This window comes from Carnobacterium sp. FSL E2-0243, from assembly GCF_038003605.1.
GTDB lineage: Bacteria > Bacillota > Bacilli > Lactobacillales > Carnobacteriaceae > Carnobacterium > Carnobacterium maltaromaticum.
Genome location: NZ_JBBOPM010000001.1, coordinates 82,655 through 100,171 on the forward strand (window position 1 = coordinate 82,655; position 17,517 = coordinate 100,171).

Annotated in this window: 13 protein-coding genes and 1 pseudogene; 12 read left to right on the forward strand and 2 right to left on the reverse strand. The window is 29.6% G+C overall.

Going from position 1 to position 17,517, the window contains the following annotated elements; genetic code table 11:
- The first annotated feature begins 18 nt into the window (after positions 1 to 18).
- From MHI00_RS00375 to MHI00_RS00410, 8 genes are all read left to right on the forward strand, one after another.
- On the forward strand, positions 19 to 408 hold the full coding sequence (locus MHI00_RS00375) for a hypothetical protein (protein ID WP_010052477.1): 390 nt from the start codon (positions 19 to 21) through the stop codon (positions 406 to 408).
- A 188-nt stretch (positions 409 to 596) separates the two neighbouring features.
- A complete protein-coding gene (locus MHI00_RS00380) occupies positions 597 to 1,571 on the forward strand; it encodes a hypothetical protein (RefSeq protein WP_010052478.1) in 975 nt (324 codons plus the stop codon).
- 49 nt (positions 1,572 to 1,620) lie between these two features.
- The gene (locus tag MHI00_RS00385) at positions 1,621 to 1,797 is read left to right on the forward strand and encodes a hypothetical protein (protein ID WP_158218107.1); all 177 of its coding nucleotides are present in this window, start codon (positions 1,621 to 1,623) and stop codon (positions 1,795 to 1,797) included.
- A 391-nt stretch (positions 1,798 to 2,188) separates the two neighbouring features.
- Positions 2,189 to 3,250 (forward strand): hypothetical protein, encoded by a 1,062-nt coding sequence (locus MHI00_RS00390; RefSeq protein WP_010052479.1) that lies wholly within the window; start codon positions 2,189 to 2,191, stop codon positions 3,248 to 3,250.
- A gap of 131 nt (positions 3,251 to 3,381) precedes the next feature.
- Entirely contained in the window at positions 3,382 to 5,085 is a 1,704-nt protein-coding gene (locus tag MHI00_RS00395; protein ID WP_341110039.1) for an McrB family protein, read from the forward strand.
- Positions 5,069 to 6,367 carry a 5-methylcytosine restriction system specificity protein McrC gene (locus MHI00_RS00400; protein WP_341110043.1) on the forward strand — a complete coding sequence of 433 codons (1,299 nt, stop codon included), beginning with the start codon at positions 5,069 to 5,071 and terminating at the stop codon, positions 6,365 to 6,367. The genes MHI00_RS00395 and MHI00_RS00400 overlap by 17 nt, the downstream gene beginning before the upstream one ends.
- Positions 6,368 to 6,848: 481 nt before the next feature.
- Positions 6,849 to 8,216, forward strand: coding sequence for a glycoside hydrolase family 73 protein (locus MHI00_RS17695; protein WP_442879922.1), 1,368 nt, complete (start codon positions 6,849 to 6,851; stop codon positions 8,214 to 8,216).
- 83 nt (positions 8,217 to 8,299) lie between these two features.
- Positions 8,300 to 9,559 carry a C40 family peptidase gene (locus MHI00_RS00410; RefSeq protein ID WP_051926705.1) on the forward strand — a complete coding sequence of 420 codons (1,260 nt, stop codon included), beginning with the start codon at positions 8,300 to 8,302 and terminating at the stop codon, positions 9,557 to 9,559.
- Positions 9,560 to 9,856: 297 nt separating this feature from the next.
- On the opposite strand, the pseudogene MHI00_RS00415 reads toward MHI00_RS00410, so the two are convergent.
- Positions 9,857 to 10,561, reverse strand: a pseudogene (locus MHI00_RS00415) (transposase).
- Between the two features lie 601 nt (positions 10,562 to 11,162).
- Between MHI00_RS00415 and MHI00_RS00420 the strand changes: the two are divergent.
- The 4 genes from MHI00_RS00420 (at position 11,163) to MHI00_RS00435 (ending at position 15,622) form a co-directional block, all read left to right on the forward strand.
- On the forward strand, positions 11,163 to 12,218 hold the full coding sequence (locus MHI00_RS00420; protein ID WP_341110049.1) for a hypothetical protein: 1,056 nt from the start codon (positions 11,163 to 11,165) through the stop codon (positions 12,216 to 12,218).
- Between the two features lie 640 nt (positions 12,219 to 12,858).
- Entirely contained in the window at positions 12,859 to 13,902 is a 1,044-nt protein-coding gene (locus tag MHI00_RS00425) for a hypothetical protein (RefSeq protein WP_341110052.1), read from the forward strand.
- Positions 13,903 to 14,126: 224 nt separating this feature from the next.
- Positions 14,127 to 14,933: a helix-turn-helix domain-containing protein gene (locus tag MHI00_RS00430; protein ID WP_341110053.1), complete on the forward strand. Its 807-nt coding sequence runs from the start codon at positions 14,127 to 14,129 to the stop codon at positions 14,931 to 14,933.
- 206 nt (positions 14,934 to 15,139) lie between these two features.
- Complete coding sequence (locus tag MHI00_RS00435) at positions 15,140 to 15,622, forward strand: NUDIX hydrolase (protein WP_317944797.1); 483 nt, start codon at positions 15,140 to 15,142, stop codon at positions 15,620 to 15,622.
- Between the two features lie 394 nt (positions 15,623 to 16,016).
- Here MHI00_RS00435 and MHI00_RS00440 read toward each other — a convergent pair whose 3' ends face one another.
- Positions 16,017 to 17,510 (reverse strand): helix-turn-helix domain-containing protein, encoded by a 1,494-nt coding sequence (locus MHI00_RS00440; protein ID WP_341110061.1) that lies wholly within the window; start codon positions 17,508 to 17,510, stop codon positions 16,017 to 16,019.
- Positions 17,511 to 17,517: the final 7 nt, after the last annotated feature.

Consider the following 17,517-nt stretch of genomic DNA (forward strand, 5'->3'; position numbering starts at 1 on the left):
TAACGATGGAGGAAAAAAATGAGTGAAGAGTATCAAGTGATTAATAATAGTACAGATGTTGATAAAGTTGCGCTAACCTATTTTAGTTTTATTAATGGAAAATATTTGAAGAGTGCATTAGAATGCTTTGCTGATAAGGAAGGCTACGGGCAAGAAATAGTTTTTATTTCTTTTCAATCGGATTTAGATGACTATGATATGGCACAGTTACCTAAACCATTAGATGATAAACATGTTTTGCTGGAATTAGGCTATCCTGCTGTTGAAATAAATCAAATAGCATACTTGGATTTTGAAACTTTTTATAAGTATTTAGATGAGTATGTAAAAAAAGAAATAGAAAAAAATCCAAATGAGAGTGAGCTCATGGATTTGTTGATAAAAGTTAAGTCTAGCTTATGTGTATGATTTTATATCGAAAAAAATAGGAAGCGAATGTTTACTTTATGGCGTGATGTATTAGATGAAGTTATTATACTGTTGGATGATGAGTTGAGGTAACTAACTCTATCTATCTCAACTATGAAATGCAATTTCAGAATTTAAAAAAATCAACCAATAAAATTAAATCAAATATGAATTTTGGAGTGTAGCTCATGAAAGATGCAAATTATATAAATCAAAATGGTGAAATTGGTAGTACTGTTTTAGTAAATAAGAATGAGGCACTCCAAAGTAATATTTATGAGAGATACAAACAAAAGAATGTAGCAAAATTTATTGATACCATAGCTACTCAGTTAATGACTATCCCTTCTTTTGTAGAGCAGATTATGAAGCAAGGGGAAATTGTTCTTGATATTTCGCAAGATATGGCTGAGAAACTTGCAAAAGGTACAATATCTTTTGGAACGTATCAAGAATCAGGCCTTAAGTATGCTCAATTTGTTAATTCTGATACGGGAAAGATAGTTAAAAATATTCCAATTAAGGAATTACCAACAAATTTAGGTCCTTCAATTGCATCTTTGGGTTTAGCAATGAAATTACAACAGATAAGTGATACTTTAGATGTATTAGGAGAGAAAGTAGATCAAGTAAATAGAAATTTTGATCTGAATAGGTATGCAGAAGTTCAATCTGCAAAAGAAAAATTTGAAATGGCTATTCTTGCAAAAGATGCCGAGACTAAAAAAGTTTTGCTAAGAGAGTCGATGAGCCAAGCTACCAATGCAAAGAACCTACTATTAAATCAATTACTCGAAACAAAAAATAATTTAATTACTTCCAAATCTACGAATAAAATTCCTTTTATGACTAATGGTTTATCGGCTGATGCTGGGGACAAACTAGCCCAAATCGCACTTGAAAATTTATCTTATATGAAAGATGCGTTTTATTATCAAATTGCAACCCAGTATGAATTAGGTGAATACGAAATGTTGTATTACACTATAGGTAACTTTAAAGCGATTATTCTTCAAAAATTTTCTGGTAATGATGCATTAGAACTAGATCAATATTTATCTATAGCGACTAACCCATTCAAATTTTTATCTAAGGAAGTCATTGAATCATCTGATTCAATGCTTGATTTTATTGATAATTATGAAGAAATGCTTGCGGAGTAGATGAGTACTAAATCACTTTAACTAATAAATAGACAGGGGACTACTGTATATGGAAAATAAAACTTGTAAGAAATGTGATAGAGAAATGCCAGATAATACAGATGACACAATTTGTGAATATTGTAAAAAGAAATCTAAGGAAAAGCAAAATCGGTTTTTGAAAGGGATGCTTAGTGCAGGTGCTAGTGTATTAGCTGTAACAGTTTTTTTAAAGGTAAAAGATTAATAGATGATATCGCTGTTTAGAACTATTAGATTTTAGAAAGATGTCTATTTGCTAAAGAATATTTGCTATTATGAAGTTATTTAGGAGGTATCTTATCAAGGTCCCTTGGGTGCAGAGTTGATAGCAGGTGATAATATAGAGAAAATTCCAAAATTTTTTTAATCTGATAATAAATTCAACTATGAAGATTGAGTTTATTATCAGATTTTTTTCTAGATATAGATATTTAGTAAATTTTTCGAAATTATCTATCATAATAGTAAAAGTGTTAAAAAATTACTTATTTATTATATGTCGTGTTATAATATAGAGGATTGCTTGAAATATTAATTATGTAGCATTTGTCTAAATAGGGGTATTATAATAATGAAGAACTGAGGGGTTTTTGAAAATGAAAATAAAAGATTTATTTGCTAAATATAAAGTAATTATCGGTGGACTTGGGTTTACAATAATTGGGGTAACATTTTTTTCATTAAGGCTTAATGTTGTTGAGAAACTTATTTTATATAATCAGGAAAGCAGCCAAACAACAATTGTTAATAAAGTTGATCAATCAAAGGAATGGGATGTTAAGTTGAATAAAAACACTCCTATAAGTAACTCGTGCTATACTTGTCAATTATTATTTACTCCAACCGATAACATAAATGAACTTAAACCAAATACAAAAGGCAAATTGTTGTTAGCTGATATTCCATATCCAATTAAGATCCGACTAAAAAACAATGTGAAAATTGATGGAATAAACGTATATGCAGTTACTGAGAATTCAACAAAGCTAATATCTTTAGATAATGAGAGTAGAGATTTAGCCGGTAATATTTCTGTTCCTTTAGAACATGGTAAAAATATTTTAAGTGTAGGTGTTTCTAAAAAAAGGGAAAGTCATTTTTATTCAAAAGAGGGGGATTATATATCTCTATATAATGAAAGGCAGAAACAAAGTTTATATAAAATGGCGAAAAAAAATAAACTCATGAATGATTTTGATGAAAATAATGAAATATATTTAGGCTTAATTCAATATTATGAAAAAAGTCCTGAGGAAGTGAAGTTTGGTCTGCCAAATGAGCCTAAGATATCATTTAATATTGTTCAAATTAAGGATACGGCAGGTGAAAGCTATTTATATTTATTAGGTACCAAAGTTAGCTATTCATATATATATAGTAATGGAAGAGAAATAGATGATGGGGGAAATGTCGAACATGTTCTTTTGAAGGAAGAGGAGTTTGTTCATGAAGATGATTATTTTAAAGAATTCATAAAAGGGAAAGTTGAAAATGATAAATTAACCAAATTTATCATGGAGGAGAGTTCCCAAATTAGTATTGGAGAACAGAAGCTGAATTCTGCTGCAAGATATTATCATGAGGGTAATATAAATGAAAAATATATAGAAGAAAAATATAACCAAATTATAGAGGAATTAAAAAAAATAAAAGAGTAGAAAAGTGCTGTTAAGTAATATCATTCACTTATGTTACGCAGAACCATACCATAAGTAGTGAGGTTTTAGGAAATATAATATATTAGTTTTAGTGTATTTAGACAATACAAAATTGAGGGTGGGTAAGATAAATGGATTTCAAAGATACTGGAAATGAATATAAAGAATTTAAATATCTCTTAAAGCGCTTTGTCGAACAAGCAAATATAAATATTAAAAACAACGAAAATAGAGAAACAAGTATAGGAATTGATGGGTTTGAAAATAATAAATTTAGTCGTGTTAAAAACTATGATGTACTAAATATTGCAGGCATTGACTATCATATTCATTTATTTAGCAATAGCTCATACGGTCCAACTAGTGGTGAGAACAGTAGTAAAATACCTTATTTTGATTATAGTTTACCAAATGGAAATTGGACAAATGTCCGCACAACTTTCCAGAATTTTGAAATTAGTTCGCTAAGAATAGTAGAGTGGAATAAAGAAAAGAACAGAGACAAAGAATTAGGTATATCTTATAAAATAGCTGAACTAGATTTATTTTCTAAAGAAGAGCCCAATAAAACATTGATTCGTTTTTATGAGGATTTTGTAAATGTAGGAAAGAAGGAATCAAGTATGGAATTCACGAATAAAAAAAATGAGTTGGCATATAAGCTTGAAAAATCGAAGAATATTATTTTACGTGGTGCTCCAGGAACAGGAAAGAGTTACTTAGCTAAAGAAATAGCAGCCGAGATTATAGGTATTTCTAAAGAGGAATTAAAAGATTCAGAACAATTTGAATTTGTCCAGTTTCATCCAAGTTATGATTATACTGATTTTGTAGAAGGTTTACGACCTGTAACGCCTGATGATGGTGAAATGGGATTTGAGTTACAAGATGGTATTTTTAAATCATTCTGTGGAAAAGCGATAGAAGCACTTCGTATCGGAGGAAAAGATAATTTTGAGGAATCGTGGGTAAAATATCTTGCACATGTAAATACAGCCGATGAAAAAGAATATGTGACGAAAACGGCTTACCTTACTGTTAATAGTGTAAATAATTTTAATGTAACCTATGATAGTGGTGCTGATGGTGGGGTATTACCTAAACGCTATGTATACGAGTTGTATAAAAATTCTGATTATAAAAAGCAACTCTATTATCGTGGACAAGCTTTGGTTGTTATTGAGAAAATGAAGAAAAAATTTGGTTTGGTATCCTATCTAGCACCAGCTGAATCTAATAGTGTTGAGGGGAAGAATTTTGTTTTTGTGATCGATGAAATTAATCGCGGAGAAATTTCTAAGATATTAGGAGAACTATTTTTTTCAATTGATCCAAGTTATCGGGGAAAATCTGGTTCGGTAAAAACGCAATATGCTAATCTTAGACAAGATGATGAAAATTTCTATATTCCTGAAAATGTTTATATTATTGGTACTATGAATGATATTGATCGTTCAGTAGACAGTTTTGATTTTGCTATGCGTCGTCGATTTAGATTTATAGAAATAAAAGCAAATGAAACACTTTCTATGTGGCAAGGACAGTTAGATGACGATAAAATAGAAAATGCTGCTGATCGTTTAATTTCTTTAAATGAGCAAATTTCCGTTATAGATGATTTAAATTCTAACTATCATATAGGACCAAGTTACTTTTTAAAGTTACCTGAATTAGACTATAGTTATGAAGTTTTATGGCAGGATTACCTTCAGCCGTTATTAGAAGAATATATCCGAGGTAGCTATGAAGAAAAACAAAAAATTGAGTCTATGAAAGATGCTTATAACTTGATAAATAAGATAGACGAGGTAAATTATAATGAGGATCCAAGATAATAATAGTTATTCAAAATCTGAATTTAAAAAGACGTATCCTAAAATTTCAGCTAAACTAATAGATAAGACTTTATCAGTATTATCAAATGAGAGTAATATTTTTATTTTTCCTAGTGATTTTTCTATGATAGATGATTTAGAAAGTAGTTCAAAAATTATTGAAACGATAAATGAGGAATTAAAATTTCAAAATATTGCAGGTTTTATTGGTTGTGGGGGCGAAAACTTAGAAATACACTCACGATTTTCTCAAAATAAAGATGATTATTTTTTACATTATATGTTACAAAAAGTTTTAAATATCAATGTAGTTGATTTAAATACTAATTTATCTATGGAAGAGCAAATATATCAATTCTTAATTTATGCATTTCCTCAATATTTAAATGCAGCTATGAGAAAAGGTATTTTTAAACAATATTGTAGAATAGAATACAATAATATCAATGTTAAAGGAAATATTGATATTGCTAGACATATTAAAAGCAATATACCTTTTACAGGTAAAGTAGCTTATTCATCTCGAGAATATACTCAGGATAACGACTTGATGCAATTAGTGCGGCATACAATAGAATATATTCGTCTATCAACAAAAAATGGACAACTTATCTTAAATTCATCAGAGCTTATGAAACAAAATATTGCCTCGATTATACTTGCAACTCCATCGTTTAATTTAGGTAACAAGAGAAAAGTGATTAATGCCAACAGAAATACTCCGCTAAGACATGCTTACTATACTGAATATCGCCTACTTCAACAGTTATGCTTGTTGATATTAACTTATAGACATCATGATTTGGGGGGAGGAGCCCAGAATATTCATGGTATATTATTCGATGTTTCCTGGCTTTGGGAAGAATATGTAAATACGATTCTTAAAGATCAGTTCATTCATCCTAGAAATAAAAAATCGAAGGATGGTATATCAATATTTTCTGATAGAACAAGAACCGTTTATCCCGATTTCTATAACAATGAACTAGGTATTGTTATTGATGCAAAATATAAAAAACTTGAATTTACTTCAAAAGGAATTAGTCGTGAAGATTTGTATCAAATTATAGGTTATTCATATATATTAAAATCAAAAACAGCTGGTGTAGTCTATCCTAGTGTTGAGAAAACAAAATACAACGAAATTGGTAGATTATCAGGATACGGAGCTTTGATATTTAAGCAGTCTATTCAAATTCCACAGCAAGTTGATAGTTATAAAGCATTTATAACCTTGATGAAAGAGTCAGAAAATAAATTCAAAGAGCAATGGAATATTTAATTAAAGCAATTAAAAAAGCCACCTGATGGAGAGTCAGGTGGCAAAAAGGAGTTGTCATGGCTGTAGATTTTATAAATCGTACAGATATGATACAAATCAGTTCAAAGAACTGACTTTGATCAATTGGTCCATTACACTTTGGAGGAGTTGTAATGAAAAAATGAAAATAAAAAGTTAGTTTGGTTGTTGTTTAGCTTTAGATAAGAATGTCTGTCATCCTTACTACTCTTTTAGTATACTCATAAAATGTGAAGAAAGTATGTTAAAAAGAATAAAGAAGTTTGATGAATATAAGAAGTAAATAGATAAAAATAGAATAAATATATCGAATTTAATACATAGTTACTTATCTACATATCACTATATAATGATTTTTTTGAATTTTAATTTATATATTTAATTGATTTTTATAGCCAGTTCAATGTATACTAATTTTATAGGAGATTTTTTGAGAAATAAATAGTTTTGGAGGGAGAAGTTTATGTTGAAAAAAGTGTTGTTAGTTATACTTGTATTAAGTGGAATGATATTCGGTGGTTTGAAAGCGCTTGCTGTTTCAGGGGGAGAAATTGTTCCCCCATCTGAAGAGGTTGATTTGGTTAAGAAACCAGAAATAGGGCCTAACTACTATGATCAAAGGGCAAGTCTAGCTAGCCCAGATAACCAAAATGATTTGACTCGGTCTCCAGCAACTTTATTGCCAAGAATTAAATCAGGTGCAATTGAAGGATGGAAGAAATATAAAATATTGCCTTCCATTTCTGCTGCTCAAGCAGCACTAGAGAGTACATGGGGAGAATCTGGACTAGCTATTCAAGGTAATAATTTATTTGGAATTAAAGGTTCTTATAATGGGCAATCAATTAAATTTCCAACACAAGAATATGTTAATGGAAAATGGATAACTATAATGGCTGATTTTAGAAAATATCCTAGTTGGAACGAAAGCATAGAAGACCACGGTAAATTTTTAACTGAGAATTCTAGATATGCTAACTTAGTTGGCATCACAGATTATAGAACTGTGGCCCAGTTGCTTCAGCAAGATGGGTATGCTACAGATCCACAGTATGCTAATAAATTAATTTCAATAATTCAGGGTAATAATTTACAAACATGGGATCAAGAAGCTTTGAATGTAACTCAAAAAGCAGTAGTAATCAGTCCCTTTAATGAAGGAGAAGCACTTGGTAAACTGGCAGAGTTTAGACAGAAAGCGCCAAACTATCAAGCCTTTTTACGCCGCTTACCAAATGAAACGCAATACGAACTAGTTATTCAACCTTTTAATGTAAAGGAAGTAGATAGTAAACTTGCAGAATTAAATAGTAAATTTCCAAATTGGAGTAAAAAAGTTGATGACTTAAGAAATGTATCACAACGCAAAGGTGTATTAATAACGCCTTTTAATGGAATGGAAGTAGCAGAGAGATACTTGGAAATCAAAGAAAAAACTGGATATAGTATGCAAATTACTGGAGAATCATCTGGTCAAGTCAATCAAACAAAAAAAGCAGTAGTTATTAGTCCTTTTAATGAGAAAGAAGCTTTAGAACGCTTGAAAGAATTTAGAGCAGCTTTTCCAAGTTACCAATCATTCTTAATGCAATTGCCAAATAAAACACACTATCAACTAGTTGTTCAACCATTTACCCCAGCCGAAGCTAATTTGAAATTAAATGAAATGAAAGCTAAGTTTCCTAACTGGTCAATGAAAGTGGATAATTTACAAGATGTGATTAATAGGAAGAATATTTTAATTGCGCCATTTAATGGAATGGAAGCGTGGGAACGTTATTTAGAGATTAAGGTGAAAACTGGATATTCTATGCAATTAGTAGATGTTTAAATACTAGTTTATCAGAATGAAAATTTTGAATTTATGAGTAAAGTACAAAAAGTAATGTATTTATAGGATGGAGAGATAATATAATGAAAAAGATTAGTATATATTTGTTAGCTTTACTTGTTATTTTTTGCGGTGGAACAGCAGCATCTGCAGAAAATTCTGAAGAATTTATTCAGCAAAAAATAGAAGAAATGCCTGTTTTTCCAGATGATGAACCAGTAATCGGTATTGACAATAATTTGATTACTTCATTTTCAATTACACAACAACAATCAATTGTAAATTTAGCGTTGAGCTTTAGAGGAGTTCCATATGTTTATGGTGGGAATACTCCTAGTGGTTTTGACTGTTCTGGTCTAGTACAGTATGTATATAAAAATGCTGTCGGAATTAGTTTGCCAAGAGTAACTACACAACAAGAAAATATGGGAAGTGAAGTAAGTTTAAACTCATTACAGATTGGCGATATCTTATTCTGGGGTTCAAAAGGTAATTCCTATCATAATGCTATTTATATTGGTAATAATCAATTTGTTCATGCCCCAACAACCGGAGATGTTGTTAAAGTAACGAATATGGCTTATTATTATCCTAGTTTTGCAAGAAGAATTGTAAATGGAAACCCGGTAGAAGCAACTCAAAAAGCAGTAGTAATCAGTCCCTTTAATGAAGGAGAAGCACTTGGTAAACTGGCAGAGTTTAGACAGAAAGCGCCAAACTATCAAGCCTTTTTACGCCGCTTACCAAATGAAACGCAATACGAACTAGTTATTCAACCTTTTAATGTAAAGGAAGTAGATAGTAAACTTGCAGAATTAAATAGTAAATTTCCAAATTGGAGTAAAAAAGTTGATGACTTAAGAAATGTATCACAACGCAAAGGTGTATTAATAACGCCTTTTAATGGAATGGAAGTAGCAGAGAGATACTTGGAAATCAAAGAAAAAACTGGATATAGTATGCAAATTACTGGAGAATCATCTGGTCAAGTCAATCAAACAAAAAAAGCAGTAGTTATTAGTCCTTTTAATGAGAAAGAAGCTTTAGAACGCTTGAAAGAATTTAGAGCAGCTTTTCCAAGTTACCAATCATTCTTAATGCAATTGCCAAATAAAACACACTATCAACTAGTTGTTCAACCATTTACCCCAGCCGAAGCTAATTTGAAATTAAATGAAATGAAAGCTAAGTTTCCTAACTGGTCAATGAAAGTGGATAATTTACAAGATGTGATTAATAGGAAGAATATTTTAATTGCGCCATTTAATGGAATGGAAGCATGGGAACGTTATTTAGAGATTAAGGTGAAAACCGGATATTCTATGCACTTAGTAGATATTTAAACTATTAAAAAAAGCCACCTGATGGAGAGTCAGGTGACAAAAAGGAGTTGTAACGAAAAAATAAAAAGTTAGTTTGCTTGTTGTTTAGCTGTAGGTAAGAATGTGCATCATCCTCACTACTCTTTTAGTATACTCACAAAATGTGAAGAAAGTATGTTAAAAAGGATAAAGAAGTTTGATGAATAGAAGAAGTAAATAGGGAAATAGCTCTTAAAGCGGCTCTATGTCAAATGATGTTTATGGGTCTTTTTCAAGAGAATAGAAGCCAGGTTTAATCAGGCAGTTTGAGGGGAATACTCAAGCTGCTTTTTGTGTTGTACGACAGGCCAATAAAATTCTTCTTTTAAAGCTAGAAAAGCTTCTGTAACCAAAAGCAATCCGATTCAATACTTTAATTTTAGTGATGGTTCCTTCAATTGGTCCGTTTAAATGGGGAGACTGAAAGGTATTGGCAATGTGGTTTTTGTGTTTTTTTAGGGTATTCACGCTTTTCTTCATTTCGTTAGAAATCTTTGGTGGAACAGTATTTAATACATTTTCAAAGGACGCATAATCCGCTGTTTTAAAGGCATAAAACAAGTCTTGGTAGTACAAGTAGGTTGCTTTTAATTCCTCATCTAGTGCTAGAAGATAGTCCACGACATCTGTCGTTGCCAGATAACTTTTAAACAGAGACTGACAGGAATAATGTTTAAAATCTAACGTATTAGAATTCTGTAAAATCAAGCGCTAGTAACGTTTCAACTTCGTATAATCTTTTTGGTCATAAGTAGCGAAGTGATTGAATTTCTTCATGATTCGAATCCGAATTTGATTTAACAAACGCGTCATTAATTGGACACTATGAAATCGGTCAATAATCATTTTGGCATCCATATAAATAAAAATCATTTTCCCTTGAACTTTCTTAACTGATTTGAACTCGTCAAAACAAAGGTGTTTAGATAAGTGAAGTCGATTGATCTGTAAAGAAGTGTCTAGTTTTTTCAAGATACGATTCACGGTTGTTGGTGAGACAAAATGGCGTTAGGCTAGGTCGTTCACTGAGATTTTATCCCCTATTCTAAAGAAGAAAGCTTTGAAACAATGCTAATCACAAATATATATTATCCTTATGAACCAATCCTGATATCGTTTAGGATTGGTTCTTTTTAATCATACAAAAATAAATTTTTCGTATTTCAAAGAAACATATACAACTATCTTTGAAATACAAATACAGTAAATCTTTGATAAATTTTAGTAATAGAGATATAGTAGATGAGACTGAAGAATTTTTGATGTGGAGGAAATTACAATGATAAAGGCAATCAGAAAATTTAACATAAGGCTCCCTTTTTTTACGAGCATTCTTATAAAGAGTTTTCATCCTTTTGTTATACTTATGTTGACTCATCTTTTTATTAACCATCGATCAAAATCTTTTTTACTACCTCTTATATTTTATTATAGTATTAAATCTTCTGTACTGTTTATTTTTCGTTCAAATCCAGTACAGGTAACTAAACTATTCAAATATAGTGTGTTTATAGGGATAATAGGCTGTTTGCTGGCTTTTATAAGTAACGAATCAATTTTTATTTATAGTATAGCAGGAATTCTTATGGGAATATGTAGTGGTATATTGATACCAAGTTATGCAACATTAAAAAGAGCTAGTCTACCACAATCAATTAATTCCCCTTCTTTGAAATGGAAAATAGGAGGGATTTTATGCTCTATACTGTATTTAATTTCTTTAGCTAAATTGATTCAATTAAATTCCGCTATCGTATTTATTGTATTAGGTATTGCGTTAATTTGGTTGTATCAGCATCAATCAGAAAATTTAGTTTTTGATGTTAAAAATAAAAATGACTATCCTGAATATGCTATTTTTGAATCTTTGTTTTTATTCATTGTTATATTTGCCTCTGTTTTTGTGCTAAAAGAAGATAAAAAGGAAGGAATAACTAATCTGTTACCAGGATTAATTTGTACCATTTTTATAATTATGATTTTTTATAGTATATATCGCTATAAAAAGCATCCTGAAAGAAGGATATCTTTCAAGTTATCGTCTGTTATAATTTACAAAGGAATGCTAACTAATTTTATTTTGGCTTTTTTAACATTTTACCAAGTTATCAAAAACGGTGAGAGTGAACTAATGGTAATCTATTATATTTATCTAGTGGGTATGTTAGTCAAAGGTGCTTTTATTTCGTTCTTAAAAAAAATCTTTTATGGTATTTCAGAACAACAGTTGATTATGACAGGTTTGTTAGTTAGTTTTATTTTCTTATTGTTTCAGCCTACTTTTTATGTGGGGATTTTATGTCTTTCATTATTTGTAAGCGAGCTGAATAGTGAGTTGGATCAATATGTATACAATCATGTAGATTTACCAAAAGATTTTAGATTAATTGCAAAAGCACGGTTAACCAATATTGGTAGTGTGATAAATCAACTAATCATGTTCACTACGTTATATATAGCGGCTCTATATACAAATACAACAGTACTAAATGTGTTGAAGGCATATCATAGTCAAAAAGAATCCCTTGATTTTTTATCAGTTTTAAATGTCACTAAAAATAGTATGTTGGTTGTTTTTGTTATTTATCTATATGGATTACAAAAGATACTGAGAAAGGTGACGACTACTAATAATGAATAGTTGGTGAAATATATGTACGTGATATATTTTCGTATTTAAAGACAAAAAATGAGCTTTATAGCAAGAGAATAAAATACAGTAGATGAAATAAAACTGTTTTTGATTTGAGATAGAATTTTTATTATCTGTTAAAGCAACTTTAGATGTCTAGTAGATAAAATTAAGTAATATACCTAAATAAGTATCTAATTTATTTAACGGATAACATTTAAAAAATGTGAAAACTAGAGATACTTTTTCAAACGTAGCTTTTCCCCTTAAAAAAAGCCTAATTACAAATATATATTTTCCTTGTGAACCAATCCTTAGATCGTTTAGGATTGGTTCTTTTTATTCATAACAATGAGTAGTCATTTTAGGAAATAGTGATTTTTTGATCGGGTGATAGTAAATGAAATTCTTATTTTAGATTATTTTTTATATTGTGAAAATTAAAATTACCAAGGTAATAAAATGCGTGTAATTATATTGTGGGATATGTTAAAATATATGTAGTGATTTAAAAAAGTGGATTAGTACACATGGAGAGTATAGAATGAATTTAAACTATGCTCGAGCCGTCAAGTATGAGTATCGTGCAATACTAAATGAAATCATGATACTGCTGGATGATGAGCTTAGGATAAGGAGAGGTTAAGGAATGAGTAAAAAAGTAACTGTGTTGGTAGGAAATGGGTTTAATTATTTTATTAGTCAATATCTACTTAGTGTGAATCCAAAAATTTTATTGGAAAAATTAGAACCGTATAAAAAATCTCAAAAAATAACGGATCAACAAGTTTTGATACAATTGGAAAATTTGCAAAATGATATAAAGAGGTATTGTAATTTATTAGATTTTTTAAAATTAGACAATTATTCTGAATTTGGAGAAACGTTACTTTCAAAATTAAATACGTTCTTTGAAGGCCTTGATAAAAGCAATAGTAGTAGTTCCCAAAATATTGTTGATGAGCTTTCTTCATTAGTTGCTGCTCAAATTAATTCGATTTTTGATGAGACATCAATTTCAAAAGATGTGAACCATTTTAAGTTTGTAAATGCTACTGTTAAAACACTAATGAAATCAGGAAGTAATTATTTTTCTGAGAATTTTTTCGATTTTGTAAATAAAGTATCTGAATGTTCATATAATGTCTATACAACAAATTATGATTATATGATAGGCTCAGTATTTTCTGAAGTATATAATACTACGCAAACACTAAACTTCAAAGAAGGTGGCAAAGTTTACAATCTTCATGGCCATTATGCCCGTAAAGATGAACATGGAGAAGTTGTATGTTGCGCACCGGAATTAAAGAAAGAACAAATGAAAAAGGATTATTTCGAGAAATTTAGGAATGATGTAGAGACGTCTAACCTATTTATTTTATTTGGTATTGGTTTAACATCAGACCCACACTTGTTAAGAGAGCTGAATAAAAAAGAGAATGATATTTTTATTATAATCGATTCAAATAAGGAGAGCTACTTTTCAAATCATTATCCAAAGTATAATTCTTTTAAGCAAAATGATAAGGAAAAATCAACACTAAAAGAATTTCAATTTCTAAAAAATAACCAAATATATTTCATAGATACTTGTGCTTACCAAAGTAAAGAAAATTTTTTGGTTAATCAAATAAACACACCAGAAAAGCTAATAGAATCCCTAAATATTATTGCAGATTCATTAATTTAAATATAATTTGCTTCGAAGTAATAATTATTAGTTTAGAAATGAAAAAATAGTAGTACGTTCAGATTATAGTTGTAGAATTAAAAATAACATTTTTAATACTGGAAAACGTCTTCGTAACAAGGGTGCAACGATCAGGTGCACCCTTGAAAAATGTATTTAAAGTGTTGCAATGAAAAGGTTCATTTGATTTTATGGACAAATTAAAAATGGGAGGTGTATGATTAGTGTGTGTAGGAGATGAAATAAAAAAATTAAGAATGCAGAAAGGAATATCCCAAAAAGAATTAGCTGACCTTCTTTTAATATCAAGGCAAACTATTTCTAAATGGGAACTTGGAAAAAGTGTTCCAGAGTTAGTTTATATAATACAATTAGCAGATTATTTTAATGTTACACTTGACCAACTAGTTGGAAGAAAGCCTCAAACATTCCTACAAAAATATTTTGGACAAAAAGAGAATGGAGGAGATGAAACAATGAAAACTATTAACACGGAAGGGTCTAATTTTTATAGTTCATTTTCAAATGATATTAAGGGGTTGTTGAAAAATGGAAAAAGAATTGCTGCACTGGTTGGGATAGATGATAAGGAATATCCTCAAGGTTATATTAAATATTCTGCCGGGACTCCTAATTGCGTACTTTCTATTAATGAAAATGGAATTGAGATAATGCAACTAGGAAAAAATATAGGTTTATTTATGAATAATCAAAAAGAGCTGTTATATCGTTTTGATTATGAAGAAATTAACTCAATTGAACTATCCATAAAAAAGGTAGCAGACATACTTGGTGGACGTTATGTTTTATTTATTAATTTAGAAACCAATAAAGATAATTGCATCTTAAAATTTTGGATTGATTCATTAAAGCCTGCAATTCTTATTTGGAATAGCCCGAAGTTAGCGACTGTTAATAAAATTGTAAGTGATAAGCTTGCCTCTATATTGAGTATGAATCATCTCGAAACGATTTATGAGGATATCGAAAAAGGATTAGATGAACTCCCTTATTTTATGGATAATAAATAATAGATGAATGAAAAAAATTTATATATAATTCAAGAAGAAAATATCATGCGTCATGTGGTTTTTTTAATATAGTTCGTGTTGTTTAGGGATTTATCATAAGTAATATGGTTTTAAATTGGTAAATACTTTTATACAGGGGTTTATAAGCTGATAGAAGATTATAAAAATAAACATTCGACACTACTTTTGAAAGGAGATGAATAGCTATGGCAATATATAAGACTCATTTAGGCGTATATGGAGTTTGTATAAGAGAGAAAAAGCTCTTGTGCATAAATAAAAATAGTGGTCCTTATAAAAATAGATACGATTTACCAGGAGGTAGTCAAAAAGAATTTGAAAGTCTCATAGATACATTGAAAAGAGAAGTAGCGGAAGAAACTATTTTTTCTGTAACCCAATATTCTAACGTTAGATGTTATGATTCTTTTGTACAATGTGAAAATACAATCGTACATCATATTTTTGTGTTATATAATATTGATATAAAATTAGAAGAAAATAATCATTTAGAGTTAGAAGATGAGAAAAATGATTCATTAGGTAGTTCGTGGATAGAGATAAAAAGCTTGAATTTAGATAATTCATCTCCAATAATATTGAAGTTGTTAGAAGAAATTGAAAATAAATTCTCACAAACTTTGTTGGATGTTACTAGTTATAAAAACTGGAACGTAAGAGAGCACTAGTTTAAATATTTTTAAGAGGAACAACACAGATGTGTTATTTATTGATGGCATAATCTTGAAAAATAAAGAAATAAAAAAACCACCTGATGGAGAGTCAGGTGGCAAAAAGGAGTTGTCATGGCTGTAGATTTTACAAATCGTACAGACATGAATTTGACCCGAAGGCCTCATTACACTTTGGAGGAGTTGTAATGAAAAAATGAAAATAAAAAGTTAGTTTGGTTGTTGTTTAGCTTTAGGTAAGAATGCTTGTCATCCTTACTACTCTTTTAGTATACTCAGAAAATGTGAAGAAAGTATGCTGAAATGGGTAAAGAAGTTTGATGATTTTAAGAAGTAAATACGAAAAAGTTCTTAAAGCCGATATGGTTTTTAAGAGCTTTTTTAGTCTGTTTTAATCAAGTATCAACGGGAAGCGGAAGGATTTTTGGAATTTTTCTTTTAGAATTAGAAGCATCAAATTTTGCCACATTTCTGGTCGGGAAATTTCAGCAATTAAAAATAGGATTTGACCTTGGTTCTCATTTTCAAAACAATCAGAAATAATAATTTTAGCCTCGTTAATATCGTCCACAATAATAATATTTTCTTTGCCAAACATAGTATATAGTTTACTTTTTATAATGTTCTTTCCAGCGATGTGTTTTGAATACTGAATGTATATTTTTAAAAACATTGGATCAACATAATCAATGATGGAGGCAATTAAAAAATAATAGCCATTTAGATACTTTTCATCGACTTTAATATTGTGCTCAGTCGTTATTGAGTCAAAGAAATGGACAATGTTTTTTTCAATTAATTTAAATTGTTCAGACTTAGTTGAGAAACGTTTTAGGCTGACTGGATTCGTAAATAATACAGACAAGTCTATGCCAAAATAATGAATGTAGATATGGAAAATAAAAATATAGTAAAAAGTAACAGCACGGTCTTCAATTGAAATAAAAATATCCGGGAAAAAATGAGTGAAAATAGATTCTGTTATTTTAATAGAATGTGTGACGATTGGAGAGTCTGAGGAAAGAACTCGTTGATAAATAAAGACTTTTTCTTCTTCGTTATCTAAATCAGCCATAGAAATTCTAGACAGTAAATTTATAAATAAGCGCTCATCTTCATGTTTTACATAGTTATGAGAATAAGTAGAGACATCATTGATATCTTTGAAAATAGTTGCTATTTCTTTGATATCTTCTGATAACTCAAAAGGAGGATTTACTTTATCTAAATAAGATAATAAAAATAAAACTTCCAATTTTTTTGTCTTAGAGGGTATGTGAGAGGGATCTGTAAATGCGAGTTGAAATGTTTCGTTGAATTTTTTTAATGGAAAAAATTCTTCGAAAGGCCATGCGATACCTTGTGAAATTCCCCAGTAAAAAAAGTAATAAAATGTTTTTAAATGTTTTGGAGAACCAACAAAATTTGTTTTCTTTTTCGCTTCTGTGAAAATAATATCGATTTTAAAACCAGCTAAGAAACGTTTTATTTCGGGCATTTGTCTATATAAATGAGGAGTACTGATGTATAAATATTCAGATAATTGTGTCATTGAATCAAAGTACTTCGTTAAGAGTGAGTAAATAATATTAAATTGGATTGAATTTTTTAAATAAAACAGCTGTAAACTAACTATAAAATATTCGTTATTCATAAGAGAATTATTCATTATTGAATATGAATATTTATTTTTTTTGATTTCCATATCTTCAAAATCTTTTTCTAAATCATGGGCTAATTCTTCAACTGTCCTCAGTGTTGAGCGTTTAGAGATGTTAAGCAATTCTGAAAAGTAGTCAAGTGATAATTCTTTTGGTTGGTTGTATACAAGTTCTCGAAACAATGTTAGTTTAGCTAAATCTTTTTTCATAAGTAATGTGTCCACAATGAAA

What these genes read in the sequence shown, in the direction of transcription:
- MHI00_RS00375 (WP_010052477.1), top strand. Translation starts at nt 19, where the DNA reads ATGAGTGAAGAGTATCAAGTGATTAATAATAGTACAGATGTTGATAAA.
- MHI00_RS00380 (WP_010052478.1), top strand. Translation starts at nt 597, where the DNA reads ATGAAAGATGCAAATTATATAAATCAAAATGGTGAAATTGGTAGTACT.
- MHI00_RS00385 (WP_158218107.1), top strand. Translation starts at nt 1,621, where the DNA reads ATGGAAAATAAAACTTGTAAGAAATGTGATAGAGAAATGCCAGATAAT.
- MHI00_RS00390 (WP_010052479.1), top strand. Translation starts at nt 2,189, where the DNA reads ATGAAAATAAAAGATTTATTTGCTAAATATAAAGTAATTATCGGTGGA.
- MHI00_RS00395 (WP_341110039.1), top strand. Translation starts at nt 3,382, where the DNA reads ATGGATTTCAAAGATACTGGAAATGAATATAAAGAATTTAAATATCTC.
- MHI00_RS00400 (WP_341110043.1), top strand. Translation starts at nt 5,069, where the DNA reads ATGAGGATCCAAGATAATAATAGTTATTCAAAATCTGAATTTAAAAAG.
- MHI00_RS17695 (WP_442879922.1), top strand. Translation starts at nt 6,849, where the DNA reads ATGTTGAAAAAAGTGTTGTTAGTTATACTTGTATTAAGTGGAATGATA.
- MHI00_RS00410 (WP_051926705.1), top strand. Translation starts at nt 8,300, where the DNA reads ATGAAAAAGATTAGTATATATTTGTTAGCTTTACTTGTTATTTTTTGC.
- MHI00_RS00420 (WP_341110049.1), top strand. Translation starts at nt 11,163, where the DNA reads ATGGGAATATGTAGTGGTATATTGATACCAAGTTATGCAACATTAAAA.
- MHI00_RS00425 (WP_341110052.1), top strand. Translation starts at nt 12,859, where the DNA reads ATGAGTAAAAAAGTAACTGTGTTGGTAGGAAATGGGTTTAATTATTTT.
- MHI00_RS00435 (WP_317944797.1), top strand. Translation starts at nt 15,140, where the DNA reads ATGGCAATATATAAGACTCATTTAGGCGTATATGGAGTTTGTATAAGA.